The organism is Chryseobacterium sp. ZHDP1 (genome assembly GCF_018603435.1).
Taxonomy (GTDB): Bacteria; Bacteroidota; Bacteroidia; order Flavobacteriales; family Weeksellaceae; genus Chryseobacterium; species Chryseobacterium indicum.
On record NZ_CP075682.1, the window covers coordinates 266,174 to 283,886 of the forward strand.

Annotated in this window: 30 protein-coding genes and 2 tRNA genes; 30 read left to right on the top strand and 2 right to left on the bottom strand. The window is 33.6% G+C overall.

Going from position 1 to position 17,713, the window contains the following annotated elements:
* Positions 1 to 20 precede the first annotated feature (20 nt).
* From KKI44_RS01120 to KKI44_RS01260, 29 genes are all read left to right on the top strand, one after another.
* Positions 21 to 257, top strand: a complete 237-nt coding sequence (locus tag KKI44_RS01120; protein ID WP_214589462.1) for a hypothetical protein — start codon at positions 21 to 23, stop codon at positions 255 to 257.
* Between the two features lie 86 nt (positions 258 to 343).
* On the top strand, positions 344 to 607 hold the full coding sequence (locus tag KKI44_RS01125) for a hypothetical protein (RefSeq protein ID WP_214589463.1): 264 nt from the start codon (positions 344 to 346) through the stop codon (positions 605 to 607).
* 12 nt (positions 608 to 619) lie between these two features.
* Positions 620 to 991 carry a hypothetical protein gene (locus tag KKI44_RS01130; RefSeq protein WP_214589464.1) on the top strand — a complete coding sequence of 124 codons (372 nt, stop codon included), beginning with the start codon at positions 620 to 622 and terminating at the stop codon, positions 989 to 991.
* A gap of 115 nt (positions 992 to 1,106) precedes the next feature.
* Positions 1,107 to 1,180, top strand: a tRNA-Phe gene (locus KKI44_RS01135).
* 108 nt (positions 1,181 to 1,288) lie between these two features.
* Positions 1,289 to 1,360 (top strand) — tRNA-Tyr (locus KKI44_RS01140).
* 453 nt (positions 1,361 to 1,813) lie between these two features.
* Entirely contained in the window at positions 1,814 to 2,059 is a 246-nt protein-coding gene (locus tag KKI44_RS01145; RefSeq protein ID WP_214589465.1) for a hypothetical protein, read from the top strand.
* A gap of 57 nt (positions 2,060 to 2,116) precedes the next feature.
* Complete coding sequence (locus KKI44_RS01150) at positions 2,117 to 2,380, top strand: hypothetical protein (RefSeq protein WP_214589466.1); 264 nt, start codon at positions 2,117 to 2,119, stop codon at positions 2,378 to 2,380.
* A gap of 5 nt (positions 2,381 to 2,385) precedes the next feature.
* The gene (locus KKI44_RS01155; RefSeq protein WP_214589467.1) at positions 2,386 to 2,748 is read left to right on the top strand and encodes a hypothetical protein; all 363 of its coding nucleotides are present in this window, start codon (positions 2,386 to 2,388) and stop codon (positions 2,746 to 2,748) included.
* Positions 2,749 to 2,760: 12 nt separating this feature from the next.
* Positions 2,761 to 5,730: a primase-helicase family protein gene (locus tag KKI44_RS01160; RefSeq protein ID WP_214589468.1), complete on the top strand. Its 2,970-nt coding sequence runs from the start codon at positions 2,761 to 2,763 to the stop codon at positions 5,728 to 5,730.
* 34 nt (positions 5,731 to 5,764) lie between these two features.
* Positions 5,765 to 6,046: a hypothetical protein gene (locus KKI44_RS01165; RefSeq protein WP_214589469.1), complete on the top strand. Its 282-nt coding sequence runs from the start codon at positions 5,765 to 5,767 to the stop codon at positions 6,044 to 6,046.
* A complete protein-coding gene (locus KKI44_RS01170; RefSeq protein ID WP_214589470.1) occupies positions 6,046 to 6,258 on the top strand; it encodes a hypothetical protein in 213 nt (70 codons plus the stop codon). Before KKI44_RS01165 ends, KKI44_RS01170 begins: the two co-directional genes overlap by 1 nt.
* 3 nt (positions 6,259 to 6,261) lie before the next feature.
* Complete coding sequence (locus KKI44_RS01175; RefSeq protein WP_214589471.1) at positions 6,262 to 6,612, top strand: hypothetical protein; 351 nt, start codon at positions 6,262 to 6,264, stop codon at positions 6,610 to 6,612.
* A 15-nt stretch (positions 6,613 to 6,627) separates the two neighbouring features.
* A complete protein-coding gene (locus KKI44_RS01180) occupies positions 6,628 to 7,125 on the top strand; it encodes a hypothetical protein (RefSeq protein ID WP_214589472.1) in 498 nt (165 codons plus the stop codon).
* 4 nt (positions 7,126 to 7,129) lie between these two features.
* Positions 7,130 to 7,546, top strand: coding sequence for a hypothetical protein (locus KKI44_RS01185; protein ID WP_214589473.1), 417 nt, complete (start codon positions 7,130 to 7,132; stop codon positions 7,544 to 7,546).
* 5 nt (positions 7,547 to 7,551) lie between these two features.
* Positions 7,552 to 8,025, top strand: a complete 474-nt coding sequence (locus KKI44_RS01190; RefSeq protein WP_214589474.1) for a hypothetical protein — start codon at positions 7,552 to 7,554, stop codon at positions 8,023 to 8,025.
* A 15-nt stretch (positions 8,026 to 8,040) separates the two neighbouring features.
* Entirely contained in the window at positions 8,041 to 8,307 is a 267-nt protein-coding gene (locus KKI44_RS01195; protein ID WP_214589475.1) for a hypothetical protein, read from the top strand.
* 427 nt (positions 8,308 to 8,734) lie between these two features.
* Complete coding sequence (locus KKI44_RS01200) at positions 8,735 to 9,193, top strand: hypothetical protein (RefSeq protein WP_214589476.1); 459 nt, start codon at positions 8,735 to 8,737, stop codon at positions 9,191 to 9,193.
* A gap of 28 nt (positions 9,194 to 9,221) precedes the next feature.
* Positions 9,222 to 9,680, top strand: a complete 459-nt coding sequence (locus tag KKI44_RS01205; RefSeq protein WP_214589477.1) for a hypothetical protein — start codon at positions 9,222 to 9,224, stop codon at positions 9,678 to 9,680.
* Positions 9,677 to 9,955 (top strand): hypothetical protein, encoded by a 279-nt coding sequence (locus tag KKI44_RS01210; protein WP_214589478.1) that lies wholly within the window; start codon positions 9,677 to 9,679, stop codon positions 9,953 to 9,955. The genes KKI44_RS01205 and KKI44_RS01210 overlap by 4 nt, the downstream gene beginning before the upstream one ends.
* A gap of 53 nt (positions 9,956 to 10,008) precedes the next feature.
* Positions 10,009 to 10,824, top strand: a complete 816-nt coding sequence (locus tag KKI44_RS01215; protein WP_214589479.1) for a S49 family peptidase — start codon at positions 10,009 to 10,011, stop codon at positions 10,822 to 10,824.
* A gap of 11 nt (positions 10,825 to 10,835) precedes the next feature.
* Complete coding sequence (locus KKI44_RS01220; protein WP_214589480.1) at positions 10,836 to 11,276, top strand: hypothetical protein; 441 nt, start codon at positions 10,836 to 10,838, stop codon at positions 11,274 to 11,276.
* Positions 11,277 to 11,287: 11 nt separating this feature from the next.
* The gene (locus tag KKI44_RS01225) at positions 11,288 to 12,295 is read left to right on the top strand and encodes a hypothetical protein (RefSeq protein WP_214589481.1); all 1,008 of its coding nucleotides are present in this window, start codon (positions 11,288 to 11,290) and stop codon (positions 12,293 to 12,295) included.
* Positions 12,295 to 12,729: a hypothetical protein gene (locus tag KKI44_RS01230; RefSeq protein WP_214589482.1), complete on the top strand. Its 435-nt coding sequence runs from the start codon at positions 12,295 to 12,297 to the stop codon at positions 12,727 to 12,729. Before KKI44_RS01225 ends, KKI44_RS01230 begins: the two co-directional genes overlap by 1 nt.
* A gap of 4 nt (positions 12,730 to 12,733) precedes the next feature.
* Complete coding sequence (locus KKI44_RS01235) at positions 12,734 to 13,297, top strand: hypothetical protein (RefSeq protein WP_214589483.1); 564 nt, start codon at positions 12,734 to 12,736, stop codon at positions 13,295 to 13,297.
* Positions 13,298 to 13,299: 2 nt separating this feature from the next.
* Complete coding sequence (locus KKI44_RS01240) at positions 13,300 to 13,611, top strand: hypothetical protein (protein WP_214589484.1); 312 nt, start codon at positions 13,300 to 13,302, stop codon at positions 13,609 to 13,611.
* Between the two features lie 78 nt (positions 13,612 to 13,689).
* The gene (locus tag KKI44_RS01245; protein ID WP_214589485.1) at positions 13,690 to 14,379 is read left to right on the top strand and encodes a hypothetical protein; all 690 of its coding nucleotides are present in this window, start codon (positions 13,690 to 13,692) and stop codon (positions 14,377 to 14,379) included.
* A gap of 31 nt (positions 14,380 to 14,410) precedes the next feature.
* The gene (locus KKI44_RS01250; protein WP_214589486.1) at positions 14,411 to 14,941 is read left to right on the top strand and encodes a hypothetical protein; all 531 of its coding nucleotides are present in this window, start codon (positions 14,411 to 14,413) and stop codon (positions 14,939 to 14,941) included.
* 15 nt (positions 14,942 to 14,956) lie between these two features.
* A complete protein-coding gene (locus KKI44_RS01255; RefSeq protein ID WP_214589487.1) occupies positions 14,957 to 15,484 on the top strand; it encodes a hypothetical protein in 528 nt (175 codons plus the stop codon).
* On the top strand, positions 15,477 to 15,704 hold the full coding sequence (locus tag KKI44_RS01260) for a hypothetical protein (protein WP_214589488.1): 228 nt from the start codon (positions 15,477 to 15,479) through the stop codon (positions 15,702 to 15,704). The genes KKI44_RS01255 and KKI44_RS01260 overlap by 8 nt, the downstream gene beginning before the upstream one ends.
* Before the next feature lie 46 nt (positions 15,705 to 15,750).
* Here the strand turns inward: KKI44_RS01260 and KKI44_RS01265 are convergent, their stop codons facing one another.
* On the bottom strand, positions 15,751 to 16,149 hold the full coding sequence (locus tag KKI44_RS01265; protein WP_214589489.1) for a type II toxin-antitoxin system HicB family antitoxin: 399 nt from the start codon (positions 16,147 to 16,149) through the stop codon (positions 15,751 to 15,753).
* 58 nt (positions 16,150 to 16,207) lie between these two features.
* The gene (locus KKI44_RS01270) at positions 16,208 to 16,384 is read right to left on the bottom strand and encodes a type II toxin-antitoxin system HicA family toxin (RefSeq protein WP_214589490.1); all 177 of its coding nucleotides are present in this window, start codon (positions 16,382 to 16,384) and stop codon (positions 16,208 to 16,210) included.
* A gap of 380 nt (positions 16,385 to 16,764) precedes the next feature.
* On the opposite strand from KKI44_RS01270, the gene KKI44_RS01275 reads away from it, so the two are divergent.
* Positions 16,765 to 17,592 carry a DNA adenine methylase gene (locus KKI44_RS01275; protein WP_214589491.1) on the top strand — a complete coding sequence of 276 codons (828 nt, stop codon included), beginning with the start codon at positions 16,765 to 16,767 and terminating at the stop codon, positions 17,590 to 17,592.
* Positions 17,593 to 17,713: the final 121 nt, after the last annotated feature.

Here is a 17,713-nt window from a genome sequence, read left to right on the forward strand (position 1 = left end):
AATCGAATAAAAAATAACTTATGACATTTTATATACAAAAAGAAATAATTGAACATTTGGAAACTGATGTGAGATTCAGAGGAGGACTCGCTTTTTCACTAGGTGTCGTAGATAGAGCAATATATAATTTCATTTTAAAATATAAAGAAAAGCCTTTTGCGAATTCAAATCTAACGAAGAAAGCAGCTCTTGAATATTTTAGAACTGAAGGTTATGAAGAAGATCAAGTTTTAACTCAAGAAATACCGGTGTTTTAACCGCTAAATTTTATTATTCCAAAAAGGCATGAAGGGTGAAAGCCAGCTCCAGGAGTGCAATGCCTTTTTTTAAATTTAATCAAGTTATGAATAACGAAAATCAGACCTCAGAGGTATTAGAACCAACTAGAATAAAATACCCAATATTTAAGGCCGGGAATTCTCCAAATAGACGTCAAAGAAGAATCGATTCCGGTGTGAATAAACGAACTCTTCATAAACCCAAAGAAGGCCAAAAAATGCTCTTAATTATTGATAAAATAAAGTGGAGGCATTTTATTCAAAAAATTCCGGTAAAAAATAAAGCCGGGGAAATCATAAGATACAACGTCGTAAAACATACTAATTAAAAATTTTTTAAAATGGAAAATCAAACTCACGAGAATGTAAATGAAAAAAAGCAATCAGAAAAAATATCTTCTGAAGATTTTTTCAAAGAATTAAATGATTTATTAAAAAAAGCTCCTGACAATGTTGTTCTTTTTGTTTCTGCTACAGAAGACCCGGAAGACGGAAAAGAGACAGGAACTGCAATTTTTTCTATTCAGGGAAAGACTAAGCATATAGTTTACGGATTAACGAGTGCATTTAGGCATGATCCCAGGATTAAAGAAATAGGATATAGATCCGTTAGTGTTCACAAAATGATGGATTCAATGTCAAATAAAGATCCTTTTGATTTACTTTCTGGACTTGGTGGATTATCTGGATTAGCAGATTTACTACGAAAATGAATAATAAAGCACTTTCAGAAAGGGACAGTAAAATTTGATTATCACTCAGTTAGATTAAATTTTTTTTAAAGCATTATTATCCCAATCAGAGCAGCGTTCTTTTAAAGTGCTTTCCGGAAAGGTAGCTCAGTTGGTAGAGCGATGGACTGAAAATCCATGCCGTCGGCGGTTCGATTCCGCCCCTTTCCACAATCTGCCGTTAAACTACTGGAAATTGTGGGCGGGTTAATGATTCTCATGTTTAATTTGAGTTTTCATGGTTATTAGTTTTTAGCCCGGTTTCGGCCGGGTTTTTTTGGCAAATTGCCCGAGTGGTTAAGGGAGCCGGTTGTAACCCGGATGACAGGAGTTCGAATCTTCTATTTGCCTCAATTCTCAACATAATTGAGTTTTTAATGGATTATTAGTTTTTAGCCCGGCTGGAATATTCCGGTCGGGTTTTATTTTAAAAATTAGAAATGCCACAGCTTCAACATACTTACACTATAAAAATTATTCAGGAACTGAATATTTATTCTTCTGTAGATCCAAATCATGAGATTTGGAGGAAATGCGATTGCGGAAATGAAGAAGATCTCCGGAAGACCTGGATATGTTCTGAATGTGGAGCTGTCTTATTTGAACCTTCTAAAAATGTCAAACATATACTATAAATTATGAGTAAACAAGTAATTACGGAATGCAGTAAATGCGGCGTGAGATACAACAACTGGCGATATCTTACACCATGCTGCAGCGGCCTTTCAATTATTGTCGATGAAAATGGCAATAAAACAACAAGTGTTTTTCTTTCAACTTTTTGCAAACCTAAAAATTTAAATTATGAACCACAAATCATTCCCAATAAGCAATAACATAGAAGTTCTAATATTTAGAGATGTTAATGACTCCAGCTGTCCTATAGTTAAAGTTTATGCCTATTGGATAGATAAAGATGGAGATCCAAGACTGGAGGAAGAAATAATCATATTCGATTATGTTGGATCTGCTCAGGGATTTATTAAAGATTTTTCTAAAGATTCAGCTTTAGAATGGTGTAAAAATAATATTCCAGGGGATGAAATCTAAATTTTTTCAAATATTGCTTCTCTTCACTAAAAAAGACATTCTAAAAAGACATTGGTAATGAATATAGAACAGATAAAAGATAGGGTTAAACAAGCCTATACAGACGTTGATTCCGTAGAGTTTTTGGAAACTCAAATAGAAAAAGGAATTGAGAAACACCGCCGGAACTATCGCGAATTCAAGGCTCTTAATCCGGATAAAGATTTTGCATTTTGGAAAAAAAGAAATGAAGAAATCAATTTAAATTCAACTAATAACAATGAAGTAATAGCAATGGGAATCTTTTTATTAGCCTTAGATAAGTTTCATCCAGACGAATAAAACACATGAAATATTTCAAAATTAACTCTTACACCAGAGTCCTGAATGATGGCAAACAAACCCTTCAGGAAAAGCAAAGACTTATTAATGAACAGTCTTTAAGTAAGAGTAATAATTATTTGAAAGAACAAAAAAACAGACGGCCTGTAGATCAGAATAAAATCTATACAAAGTTTGTCAATGAAATGTTCGAGCATAGAGATTTTATAGCTGTAAAAGAGTTCAACAGGCTCATTAAAGACAGGTTCAACAGTTCTACAAGCTATTATAGAGATCGTATGGAAAAACTTGGATTGATCGTTGTGGCCAACCGATTAGTAAGAAAAAAGAAAAATGAAACAATTTCTGAAGAATCAGAAACTGATTAAAAACTATAAAAAATGAGTGATTCATTAAAGACTGCAGCTGAAAAAATTCTGCGTGCAACAAACGGTGGACTTGATGAAATTTTAAAGATATATCCTGAAGCTGATACCCGTAAAAACTTCAGAATCCGGAACGATGATAAAACGGCTTCTGCTTCTATGAAATTTTTGGAAGATCGCTGGAGGCTGACAGATTGGGGTGGAACGGTTAACGCTCAGGACTGTTTCGGTATTTATGCTTTGGAAAACAATGTTGCTTACTACGAAGCTATTTTAGAAATTGGAAGAGCGCTCCAGAATGAAACAGGAATAGAAATTTTCGAAGATTCACGGACTTTCTACAAATATGAGTTTAGAGAGTATGATCTGGACGATTGTCCGGTGGAACTGAATGAGAAAAAATTCCATTTTGAAACCAAAGATTTTAATGAATATGAACTTCAACTTTTAGGACCTCATGTGACAGCAGAAAACTGCGCAGAAATCAATCTTTATTCATTGGTGGAATATAGTTACTTCAATGAAGAAAAAGGCAAGGTATTCCGTTTTATAGCAACTGATAAATTTCCGATCCTGGCATTTGTAAATAAAGATGAAACAATTGGCCAATGGCTTAAAATTTATATGCCAAAAGGAAGTAAAAAATATTCCGATGATGGTAAGGACAGACGTTTTAGACATGTTGGAGGCCGACCCAAAGGGTTTATTTTTGGTTTAGACAGGATAAAGAAAATTTATCAAAAGGAATTCGAGACTGAGAGAAAAAAAGTAGCCAAAAAGAAGTCTGATGATACAGGTAAAGAAGTTCTTCCGGGAAATATCAGTACTTCAGAAATTCATTTCAAGCTAGAAAGGATCTGTATCGCTACCGGTGGGAGTGATGGAATTAATCTTTTAAGTCTTGGTGAATATGTAATTTGGTTTAACTCCGAAACAGAAAATGTAGACCGTTTCCTTTTAAAACAACTGCATGAAATGGCTCATGAAGTTGTAAATATTCCGGATACGGATCAGACAGGGAAAAGAGAAGGCGGGGAACTTGCTTTGCAAAACCTTCCAATGAAAACGCTTTGGTTGGATAAATATTTTAAATTCTCCGGACAAAAGGACTTTAAAGATTTCATGAGATACAATCAGAGTAAAACAAAATCTCAGATGACTTATGAAGTTAAAAAAATGCTCAGTCTTTCAATGCCGGCTCAGTTCTGGGAGGTCTCAGTTAGTGAAAAAGGTAGAGCTACTTATAATTTTCACCACATTTACGCTTTTAACTTTTTGCGATTAAACGGCTTTTGTAGAATTGATGATCTTTCCAGGAAAGACGGTTACTATTTTGCTCGTGTAACCGGGCATGTAGTTGAGGAATTAAAAACAACTCAACTTATCAAAGATTTCTTCCGGAACTTTCTTTTGGCAAAACAAGACGAGCTTGGAGTTCGTGAAATTCCTCACGCTCTTCTAAATATGATGATTACTTCGCAGAAGATCACTGACGGGCATTTGGCCAACATGCACAACCGTTCCCTGGATTTTACGGATTTTAGTCCAACCAATCAATATTTTTTCTTAGGAGATAGAATAATAAATATTTCTGCAGAAGGAATTACTGAAGAAAAAAGTTTCAAAAATTATGTGCTGCAGTCACAGCTTATTGATAACCTTATCAAAGAAGAAACTGACCACTATATAACACCAAAGGAAATAAAGGATTTTAAGATTGAAAATCCTTATTTTAAAATTACAAGAAAAGGAGATAATCTTTATGATATCGAGATCCTGGAGGAAAATTGTGATTTCCTGAATTACCTGATTCAAGTATCAAGGATCCATTGGGAAAAAGATAGAGCCGGATATATTGAGAATGGTCAAAAAGAAGAGGATTTTTATCAGGAATCTTTATTTAAAATTACCGGAAAATATCTTTCTGAGGAAGAAAATACTGAGCAAAAACAGCATTTAATTAATAAAATATTTTCATTTGGATATGCAGCTCATAGATTTAAGGATCCTACAAGACCGTGGGTGATCTTCGCTGCAGATAACGCCGTAATTGAAGACGATGTTGCAGAAGGAGGAGCTGGGAAATCTTTATTTTTTGAAGCCATGAGATTTTTCATGAACAGACATGATATCGATGGTAAAGGAGATATTGAAAATGATAAATTCTTATTTGAAGGAGTTAACCAGCACACTGATTTTATTCTATTTGATGACGTTCGTAAAAATTTCAGTCTTGAAAGTTTCTTCTCAGTGATCACTTCAAAACTTACAGTTAACGAAAAATTTGAAGCAAAAGTAAACCTGGCTTACAGGAATTCACCAAAGTTTGGAGTTTCTACAAATTACGCAATAAAAGATCAGAGAGGATCTTCAACACGTAGACGCCTTATTATGGGTTTCTCAGATTATTATCATGCTTCAAACGATGAAAGAGAAAAACGAGATCCAAAAGACGATTTTGGAAATTCTCTTTTCCTGGACTGGAAGTCTGATCAGTGGTTCAAGTTCTTAAATTTTGTTTTCCATTCATGTCAATTTTATCTGCAGCAAGATGCAAAAATAGAAGCTCCGGACGGAAATATTAAAATGAGAGCTTATATGAGCGACATGGGACAACACTTCAAAGAATGGGCTGATGAATACTATCCTGAAGTAATTGGGCGAAAACTTATTAAAGATGACGTTCTGGAAGCTGCTAAAGCTAAAAATCTGAAGTATCTCGGAAATATGACATCTAATGCCTTTAAGAAAAAAACAGGGATTTGGTGTAAAGTTAACGGGTACGAGTTCCACGATAGAATCATGGACAATTTAGATGTAAAAGATGCAAACGGAAACATTATCCAGGAAAATGGAAAAGCCAAAAAGAAAACAACCGAACATATTAGAATCGTTAAGATTGATGCAGACCTTGAAGCACTCCAATCAGCCTTCAGATTCCCAACTGGATCCGGTGACAGTTCCGGCGAGGATCGTTACATGTAAGCATGAGGAACCGCTTCCAATCAACCTTTCTTTTTTGGGTCTTGATGTGTTAGGGGTTCATCTAAAAAAGAGTGATGAATGGCTTTATGGAGTTTACCGGGAAAATAAAATGCTAGGTTATCTCTATGAAGGCGAAACAATGAGCATAGAGGATCAGGATCTATATTCGAGACGCTTGATTCCAAAGGATCTTGATTCTTTAAACTATTTCAAAAAAGTATATAAAGATCGGGTTGGGTATTATTTCAGTTACTCTGAAGCTTTTACCCTGATAGGATTTTTAGAAGATAAAAAAGTAATTCAAAAAACAATATAATGAAAATTAGTACATCAAAATTAAGCCAGGAGCTGGAAAAAGTAAGAGCTGCAGTTGAGAAAAGAGAAAAACAATTTGAAAATAGATCTGAAAGATGGCAGGAAAGCGAAGCCGGAGAAACATTTCAAAGTAAAACTGCTGAGCTCGAAGAAATTGAATGTGATCTTGAAGCGGCCATAGAAGCCTTAGAATTTTGGAACGAAGAAAATTAAATTATGACAAAACAGGATAAAATTAAAGAGGCATACGGAAGTTTATGGGAATATGTTTCAAAACATGTGGATGAAGATGGATGGTGTAGAACTTTCACTTTTAAAAATAGGTTTCAAACCGAATCTACTTCGGAAAAATGGCGGCCAATATGCTTATCCGATCTAGAAAAAAATAATGGTTGGATTAAAATCGAAAGTGAAAAGGATTTGCCAGAAGAAAATTGGAATTATTGGATAATGCAAAGTGATAATAGAATATCTAATATGAAAGATTTTTTTGATAATAAGAAATACTTTGGTGTTAAAGCAACTCACTACCAACCTATAAAAATCCCAAAACCCCCAATTTTCTAATAAAAAATAAAAAAAATGATAGCATATTTTAAAAACAAAACATCACCTGTATTCTACAAAGCACTTAATCAAAGTGAAATATTACAGGTAACAAAAGAGAAACATTGTATTGGTATTTCTGTACTCTCAATATTACTTAAGGAAATATTAGCAGGAAACATTGTTGAGATTGATAAAGACGAATTTATAGCAGCTTATTCTGAAGTTAAGCGAGAACTGATGAACCAGAATGTTCTGCAGGAAGAAGAAAAAGAACTCTATTTGTCAGAGCTGTTTAAAGAATGGGCTGATAACTATTTTAAGGCACTTTTAAACCAGGATATAAATAAACGCGAAGCTTTTGAAGCTATGAGAAATTTCGGGCCTACAACCTTTGCTAATATGAGTTCTAACGGATTTAAAAGAAATATGAAAGCCTGGTCTCAATATAACGGTTTTTCTTTTGAAGATCGGATAATGAAACTGGTATCAGGAAAAACGACTGAACACATCCGTATAACAAGTAAAAATTAATAAAATGAAAACAGAATTTTTAGAAAAAATTAAAAATTTAAATATTGAGGAGCTCGTAAAAAAGATGCTTCCTTATAGTAAGGATTTTGAGGTATCTTACAAATGCTTTTTTAAGAAAGGAATAGCTGGTTGGCCAACTTGGTTTATTGTGATCTATAGGGGTGAAATTTTGGATGATTATTTACTGTTTACTATTTGCGAACATTCAGAATATACCAGAACGAAATACCTGAAAGAAAAGTTTGATATAGACCACTTTATTAATGATATGGATTTGGCAGCAAGGGAAAAAAAATTATATACATTTTTTCGAAAAAATATATTTATTGAAGAAGACCATTTCCTTCATATAAATGACATGAAAAGGCTTTATGATTATCTTTCTGAGCATAATATCATCTTATTTGAACCTACAGAATAAATCTAATGAAAGATAATAAACTTAAAAATTTAAAAGATTTCTGTTTAAATACTATTTTAAACTCTAATCCTCCTTACAATCCTACTAAAATGCTCACTCAGATTAGCAGTTATATTGGTATTCTTGAGCGTCCTATATCTTTAGGCTTATTTGTGCCATGTGATATAAATGGGAAATATTTAAAACCTCCAGTTAATTTTGAAGGAAAGTTCTCAGAATATAAAACCTTACTAAAACAATATACAGAAGCTCAAGATCGTGTAATGTTTGAAGGATTCGAAATAAGACAACATGATTGGCCTTCAAAAAAATATGAGCTCGGATTATATCATAAAGATTATGAGTGGAGTCTTGCTCAAGTTACGCCTGAATTCCGTTGGGGTTATGTAAATATTTTCAAGATAGAAGATATCACTTTATATTCTCCAAATAAAAATCTCTTTACATTCACTGAGAATGCTTTAAAATATTTTACTTAAAACTAATTGTATTATATGAAAGACAACGGTTATTATAAAATAGAAGATTCTCCGGAAGGAAACAAGATTATAACTCTCTATCATGGTTGTATCGTTGACTTTGAAATTCTCATCCGGGAAATTATCGGAAGTACAGTTTTACAGCATAAAGATCTTGAACTGGAAAAGCCAAAGCATTCCTGGGAACAAAAAGATGATCGCGTCAAAGTAAACCGAACAACGACGATCGAAATAAAAACAATAGAAAAGATCAGAACAAAAAAATTAAGGGCTTTTAAGTGACTCCAAGCCCTTACATCCTTACAGAAAATCAATAAAAAACCCATCCCTGGCGAAAGCCGGGGATTCCTTTTTTCTAAACACCCGGGAACGCGCTTTGCATCTCCCTCTCCTCTCCACCTCTAAAAATTTTTAAGCTTGAAAATGTAATTCTGTAATGGAGTAGGCAAGGTTTTGAAACTCTATTAATTACACTTTTTTTTTAAGACTGTAACTGTTTAAAGAGTTACAGAATTATCTGTAATAAAATAGAGAGTTACACAATTGAAAATTCGATCGAATTTTGTTTACACTTTCAAAAAATGCTGTAAAAACTTTAGTGTTGGGAGGTTTACAGAATTACACTTTTACAAGTGCATTTTTAAGTGTTTTTTATGCTTTCACATGAGCAGATTTGTTTTTTATTTGCGGCTAAAACCAATTTTATTATATGCAACAAATCACCTTACATCTATCTGTTCCCAGATATGTAAAAAAAATCCTTCAGTTTAAATATGGTGACGATTACAAGGCGCGGGAAGATACTTTGCTCGGAATGGTTGTCCTGAACACTCTACAAAAAAAATCTGAGCGAAATTATACTTACAAAAGAACAAATTCTGATATCACATATTTCAGTTTGAAAGTAGGAATTGATAAAGCCAGCCGAAAAGGTTTTCAACATAATCAGAGCAAAGCGTATCAAATTTCCAAGGCAATTGAACGCGATATCAGAGAAAAGCTGTACACAGAAGCTGTTACCAATGAAATTAATTACGGAATAGATTTTAAAACTACTATTCAAAATTTCTTAGATCTGTATGATATCGCTGAAGATGAACTTTCGTATGAGACAATCCGGAAAGATTTTAACCGGTGGAAACATCAAAACATCAAAAAATTTAAGTAAAATATTTGTGTAAAATTGCGACAAAAAAATGGAAGTATTTTTTAACAATCTTGAAAACTTTTTCCGGGAAATAAGATCCGTGGAAATCTATAATGCAGATGATGTTTTTTACATCAATGCTTACAACGGAATTTTTCCGCCAAAATCAAAAGCTTTATACATTTTTGATGAGTTGGTTCCGGAAACTTTCTCCAGGAAGATATCTTCCAAAACAAGGAACGGAAACCCTTTCACCGATATAGATGTGAGCTTTCCTTTGTTGGATATGTCACTCGAAAACATTAGTAAATGCGAGGAATATTTTAATAAAAAATGTTTTGCTGTTGTCTTTGTGGCTAATACCGTTAAAACTTTGCTGGGTAATGCTTCTGAATCGTTAAGAGTCGATTTTATCGATAATAAGAATGAAGACGGCTCCGGTAACGATGAATATACCATTGCGATATCTGGAGAAACTATTTTAAAACCAAAATTGCAAAGTCTATGAAAGTAAAACTTTTAAAAAAGATCAGAACCCGATTCAGTATTGTTCCTAAAGGTTATGAATTTGAACCATATCGAATATATCAACACAATATTTTCGATGATAAAACTGCAGAAGAGCACGTAATTTTTGGAAATGAAACAGAAAGTATACTGATGTATATATGTCATTGTCTTGACACACCATTTTTCAAGTATAGTGCATGGTTTAATCGTAAACTTATAAGAAGAAGAAGTGCAGCACTAAGAAAGAAATATTTTCCTTTTCGTAAAAAATAATGTCCTTTCCAAGCTTTTAATGTAAACACACTTTTGTCCGTGAAATCTACAAGATGCACGGACAAAATATTTTTTTAAACCAACCTCTGGCAATAGATAAAAATTATCTACTGTCAACTATCGCGAATATTATTTCTGGATATCAGCAAAAGAATTTCTCTTCAGCTGAAAGTATTCTTCAGAAAGCTCAGAGTAAGATCGAAATGCAGGCGAATTCTGCAGTGACTTCAGGAGCTGACGTTTTCCCGGTTGTTTTAGATATCAATGGTCCGATTATAAAATATTCGTCCTGGTACTATTTAGGAACTCAGGACATCATTGCGATTTTACGAAGACTTGACAGAAATTCTTCTGTTTCTGGAATTGTACTGAATATTGACTCTGGAGGCGGAATGGTATCCGGAACCGCGGAACTAACCCACACAATCAAAAATTTAAGCAAACCAACTATTGCGTACACCGGAGGTTATATGTGCTCCGCCGCTATGGATATCGCTTCCGGAGCTCAATTCAGAATGGCAAATCCTTTTGCTGATTTAATTGGTTCGATTGGAACCATGCTTTCTTATCAAGATTTCTCAAAAATGTTCGAAAAATGGGGCGCTACTATTTACGAAATCTACGCTCCACAATCCACAGAAAAAAATAAAGAATTCCGAGATCTCCAGGCTGGAGATTCAAAAGCTTACGAGCAAAGGCTGAAAGAAATGACGGCTGACTTCATTTCCAGAATGCAGGAAAATCTGAAGGAAACATTGAAAGATGATGAATTGGTGATGAAGGGTAAAACCTACACTCCAAAACAAGCGCTTTCTGTAGGCTTAATCAACGAAATCGGAACTCTGGACGATGCTTTAGCAAAATTTTAAAATCAAAATAAATGAAGAAAGTACTAGCTGTTTTAGGATTACAAGCCTTCACATTCCACAATAATTTTTGGGGTGCTGGTGAAGCTCATGTAAAACTTGATAATAAGCAGCTTCAATTAATCGAAGACGCTTTAGAGAAAAACGAAGCTGAAAATACTCCGGCTGAAGGCGCTGAATCTTTAGCAGATCTACAAGCTAAAGTCTCAGGTTTTGAGGCAAACGAAATTTCTATCCAGGAAGCTGTCACTGCAGCTTTAAACCTGAATGGTATTGAAGCGGCTGAAGGGCAAACGGTAGCTCAGGCTATTGAAGCTCTGGGAACAAAGTGTAAAGAGTACGGTGATTCCAAAGAAACTCACTCAATCATTCAAACCGACGGCAAAGAAAAACCTGCTGCAGATGGATTGCAAAACGGTTTCTACGATCCAAAAGCACCTCATAATCAAATCTAAATTTTTACGACATGGCAGAAATTAATGTTAATGCAATCAAAAATGAGGTAATTCGTTACGGTACAGCCAATCCAATGGCATTAACTCCGGCGGTTTTATCTCAAAATATTCTTTTAAATCAGCTTGCAAAACCTTTGTCAAAGGTAAAAGGAAAATGGTCTTTTCCTTCTGTATTAATGACAAACTTACTTCAGGCTTTCTCAGATACATGGACACCTTACGGTGCTGTTCAATTTGCAAATAAAACAGCAAAGAACTTCCAATTAAAAGTCAATCTTCCAATCAATCCTTACGATGTTTACGGTTCATGGGTTGAAGATCTTTACCAGGAAGATAAAAAGCCTAACGAGATGCCAATCTCAAAATATATCGTGGATATGATCGCGGGCAAAATGATTTCTGAATTAGCTACAGCTTCAATTGTTGCAAAATTTGATCAGGCTCAGGTTGGATCTCCGAACCCAGATCCTACAAAGATTATGGACGGTATTAATGAAGTTGTTACTGGAATTGTTGCTGATACAACAAACCCGGCTTTCTTAATTCCAATTGATGCAGCTCTGGCGAACGATCCTGTAGCAAAAGTAAACGCTTTTGAAAGAAGTCTTCCTCAAAATGTTCCGGTTTCAAATATCCTGGTTCCTTTGGATTTCTTCTTCGATTATGTTGAAGCTCGTGAAACTCCTTCTGATCAGGTTATCGATTACAACGCAGCTTACAGGAAAAAAACGAAATACGGAAGAAACTTAATTGGAGTTCCCGGATTAACGAAAATGATGGCTTGGGTTGATGGAAACCTTTTCAGACTCTATGACAGAAAAGATAATCCGGCTCAGATCGATGATGTTCAGATCCAGGATTACGTGATGAAGATCTTCATCCAGTTCCATTTAGGTTATGATTTCGCGATCAACCAATATGTATTTGTTGAAACTTCTGATGCTGCAAAGAAAAGAGGTCTTAACAATGCTGTTCAGAATAAACTGTACTATCCTAACGAGTTAACATTGACTGTATAATGGAAAAGAAGGTCACAGAAAAAAAAGCTACTCCTCTTACTGAGGAGCAGCTTTCAGCAAAAGAAGTTGAACTGAATTCCCTGGCTGAAACTTTAGCTCAAGAAAAAAAGGATTTCGAAACTGAGAAGGAAGAATTCAAAAATCATATTGATTCTGAAAATAAAAAATTATCTGAAGGTTTTGCAGATCTGGAGGAAAAGCAAAAAGAGTTCGACGAAAAGGTCGCTCAACTTTCTGAAACTCCGGAGAAAGAAGAAAAGGCTGTAGAGCCTTTGAAATGTACCTACGATAACGAAGAGTATCAATTTCACCCGGATGCTCCGGAACTGATCCTGTTCGATGGGAAAGGCTGGACACACCAGGAAATTATTGACGACAAAAATGTTCTCCTTCAGATCATCGGAGGTGGACTTGGTTTAATCACAAAAATTTAATTCAATGCCAGATAATTGTTCATTTGAAACGGTAAGAACCGAGAATTTAGGTTTTTGCCCAAACGAAGAAGTTGTAGGAGGTGTAAAAGCAGAAGTTGCTCACATTCCAATGGCTCAACTTCAAACTATTACTAAACCGACTATTACTGAAGATACTACTTATGAAGATAGTATCAAAATTCCTAACACCGGACTTGTCCCGGTTACCGGAAAAGGTTTTAAAAAAATGACTTTGACGATCGATGAAAACGAGCTGAAAAGTAATTTAGTTGGTAACAAAGGAAACTTGAAAGACCAGGCTCAATTTGATGGGATGCTTCCTAATTTCATTGCGAAAACTCAAGGATTTATTAAGAGACACAAAAACACTCCAATGTGTTATGTAATTACTGATAGTACCGGTAAAAAATGGGTTTTACTTGATGCTTACATGACAAAGGCGGATTCCACAACAGCAAAAAAATACGAAGAAAGCGCCGGAACTGCTTTTAATGTAATTTCAAACGGTCCTTTATATTCTTATGAAGGTACTCTGACTATTTTAGCTGACGAACCTGCAACTCCGTAATTATGGCTGATACAAATCAATTTTTCATATTAACTGTAACTAAAGGCTCCGAGATGATCGGAGCCGATGGTTCCAAAACGACTTTGAACGATGTTCCTAAAAATGCTCTGGAATATTGGGAATCCGGAAATTATGCTTTTTGCTTAAAAAAAGATACTGCAGCTGAATTATTCAAAGATTATTCAAAAGAGCAGATCCAGAAACTGATCGAGATCAGAACTCCGATCGGTTACAAAGGTGAACTTGATACATTGAATTCTTTACTTAAAAAATCTGCAAAGGTTCAAGCTCCAGCTGAAGCAAAGAAAAATTAACTACTTATTCCGACTGTTTTAATTATAAATGTTTTTATTATTTATTATTTTTCCTCCTGTAATGGGAGGTTTTTTATTATGAGAACACACGCTGAAAATATAGAATTGTACCTTTCTTCCGGAGGAGATCCGAGACTGGCCAAACTTCATAAAACATCTACTTTACAAAATAGATCCAGAATTGTTTATCTACTTTCCAAAATTCAAAAGTTGGAAAACACTTCTGAAGTAAAAATTCCTGAAGAGAAAATAATTACTCCGGATCCAGAAGTTCATATAAAGCCAAATCCTGAAAGGCCTAAATTTATAGGGGAAATCATGCAATATCCTGTAGAGCTCCACTCAACTTATAACGAAACAGAAAATCTTTGGTTTAAGTACTGCAGTTTGAAACTGGATCTGAACCAGGTTCCGCCTGCAGAAGAAAAAAAGGCGTTGGAGATTCAGAATAAAATTATGGATCTATTTAAAAGATTTGATATCTGTAAGAAAATTTTAGATCATTATTTGGTACACAAACATATACTACCGACCGAAAGTAAAAGAGATTTTGAAAATTTTACTCCATTGCAGCTGGACCAGGAAAGAAGAAATATGGAATCACTGATCTGCAGGAGAAGGCAAACTATTAAGAAAATGGAAGAAGACCTTCCGGAAGAATCGGATCCGGTTTTTAATAGAAGATTGAGCTCACTTAATCATAAAAAAGAGCAGCTGCAGGAATATATTTTAGATCAGGAAAAAATTAATAAACTATTGCACAATTAGCAGACAACGTTTTTATTTGGCAAAAAATATTATGAAACAGATCTTTAAATTATTTTTAACATTCTCATTTTTACTTTTTGCATTCTCATGTAATAAAAAGCAACCGACTCACAACACTGCCTGGAATTCTTCCGGAAACAATATGGTAAAAGTTCAATCCTACGATAATAATGGAAACCTTATTGAGTATTTTATGGCTTATACTTTATTTAATCGTCTTTATAGTACTGGAGGGTATGGAGCTGTAAATAATTATTATTATCATAACAGACCTGCTTTCGATAGATCTTATCAGAATTATAGCCGTCAATATTCTTATTCAAAAAGTCCGAAAAATAGGGTTAATCCTATTATTAATAAAAATTATAAAAAGGCTGCAGTCCGGTCTTTTAAAAATTCTACACCTGGTAAAATTACTTCAAGTAAAAAAAGTTTTTTTGCGAGCTTCAGGAGAAGTTCTCCAAGTTCTGCTAACCGTTCATCATTCAGAAATAGTTCCTCAAGCTTCAGGAGTAGTAGCTCTTTCAGGTCATCAAGCAGTTTCAGAAGTTCAAGACGTTAATAATTTAGAATTAATATGTGTACAAATAATTACAAAATAGAATGTCCTGTAGAAAAAAAAGCGGTTAATTTTAAAGAATTTAGGACAGAAATTATAGTTGATAATGAGATAGGCCAAATTTTAGATTCTCTTCAAAAGTATGATTTATGCGCTTTGGAATATGGTCTTTTTGATGATTCAGGACTATATAAGGCTACAGTCCAATATAGATATGGTTACTTAAATGAGTACACTTTTAGTTTTCCATTTAGATTTAATCACAAACGACATCATTTAAAAAGAATGTTGATCGCTGCAGGTGGCTTCATTACTCAAGAAGGAAAAATCCCCGAGATCATTCATTTTAAAGGAATGAGAGATATTGACGTTTATTTTGTTTTGACTGATACTAATTTAATAATTGATGTTCAATTTTTACCATTAGAAAAAAGACTTTATGATGCTTTAATTCCTGGTAAAAAATCCCTGGAGAACCTAATTGAAAATACTGAACTTAACTACCTTCTACAAAATCACATTTCAAAATTTTCATTTAATGACTAATAAAAAGCGTATAAGCAAACGGATTAAAATACTTCAAAAAAGAAAATATATTATCGGATATTTAATAATGGGTAATGGTTCAATAATCAAACTTAGGAATATTAAATGTGGCCAAAAGTATAAAGGAAAGAAGATTGGATCAGTCAAATTGTTTAACCATCATAAAATGGCATGGGACTTTACAATAAACTTTAAAGAAAATAACAAAGCACCTGAATAATCAGGTGCTTCTTTTTGGAAATTGTAGTAAAAGTGTTGAATTAATACTAGAGTTCTATTTCCAATAATTCTTTACCTAAAGAGTGCAAAGCCTCTTCAATTTTCTTCTTTTGTGCAGCTCTAGGCTTCTTTACACCTTTAGAGTATTGAGACGTCAAATCCGGATTAATTCCGGTTAATCTTTCAATTACTGCAGCTGAAAAAATTCCTTTATAATATTGCAATAAACTTTCAACATCGAACTGATATTTAATATCATATTCTCCCAATAAAATTTTAGGGATATTTTCTTCAGTATTATTTTCTTTTAGAATTCTTATGGCTTTTAAAGCGGATTGTTTTGCTTCCTGGGGCGTGGTTCCTCCACCATAAACACCCTCAACATTTTCGGCGTATGAAGAGAACATATCAGCCGATCTTTCAATAATAATTTTAACTGTTTTCATATAATTTAAATTTTTGAACTTATTCGTTCTGATATCAAACGATATTAAAGATAGGGGCTTAAAGCCCCATTTCTTTAATGATCTTTTTCTCGAGACCTTTACCGACTTCTTTCGCTCCGTGATAAGGAACTGGATAAGTTCGGCCGTTTTTCTCGTAAATGTAATGGCTTCCATCTGTTCGAATGTGAACCCATCCATTCTTTTTGACCTTTCGGTGTAATTCGCTTGATTTCATAGAACGCTTTTCTTTATTAATTCAACTCTGTAAAGGTAGGAAAATTCCTACCATTCACCAAATAAAAACTAATAAATTTTTAATTTTTTTTAAAATATTTTTTCAGACTATAATAAACAAAGCTCCAAGCCTTATTGCTTGGAGCTTTCATGTCCTTTATGTTGTGTGAAAATAAAATGAATATTGCTGTAATTCTCAAAGGAGGCAATAAATATCCTCCGCAAACCTGAATATCTCACCTTTCAAATTTAGAGCGTATAACTCCACGCGGAGGACTTTAGTCTTCTGTGTGAAGTTAATTACGCATTGAAAGGTGAGAAATACAAAAGTAGCTAAAATCAATCTTTCATGTACTAAAATTTAAAAATTTTTTATTTTATATGCAAAGAGAATACACAAAGGCGCCGCTGCCATTTCAGGGGCAAAAGAGAAATTTTTTAAAGAAATTTAAAGAAGTTTTAAAGCATTATCATGAAGATTCTATTTATATAGATCTATTTGGGGGAAGTGGCCTTCTAAGCCATACTATTAAGCAATTTTATCCTAAATCAAAAGTTATCTATAACGACTTTGATAATTATAAGGAAAGGCTCGAAAATATAACCAAAACAAATCATTTACTTTCTGATATCAGAAAAATAGTAGAAACATTGGATAAAGATGAAAAGCTATCTGTAAAGTATAAAAATTTGATCCTGGATAGAATAGCCAAAGAATCCGGATTTATTGATTTTATTACTCTATCATCCTCACTATTATTTTCTGGAAAATATGAGACAACTTTAGAAGGATTAAGAAAACAAACTTTTTACAATAAAGTTCAAAAGACAATTTATGCAGCTGATGGTTATTTGGAAGGAGTAGATAGAGTTTCGGTCGATTACAAAGTATTAATTAAAAAGTATCAAAATAGTAAAAATGTAGTTTTTATTTTTGATCCGCCTTATTTGTCTACAGATGTAAAATCCTATAAAGATGTAAGTTTTTGGAAACTTTCAGAATATTTAGACATTCTAAGTTTCACGAAAGATTTTCCATTCATTTATTTTACAAGTGAAAAAAGTCAATTGGTTGAACTTTGTGAATGGTTAAAAAATAATAATTATTTGGATCCAATATCTGGAGCAACAATAACGTCCGTTACAAACCATGTGAATCACAACTCGTCTTATAGAGATATTATGATACATAGAAATCAAATTATTTAAAAATAGTTTTTGCAATTAAAAAAATTGTCACTATACTAGCAATCTCCAACAATCACATTGTTGTTATCATATATGTATTCTCCAGTTTAGGCTGGAGAATTTTATAATTACACATTAAAAA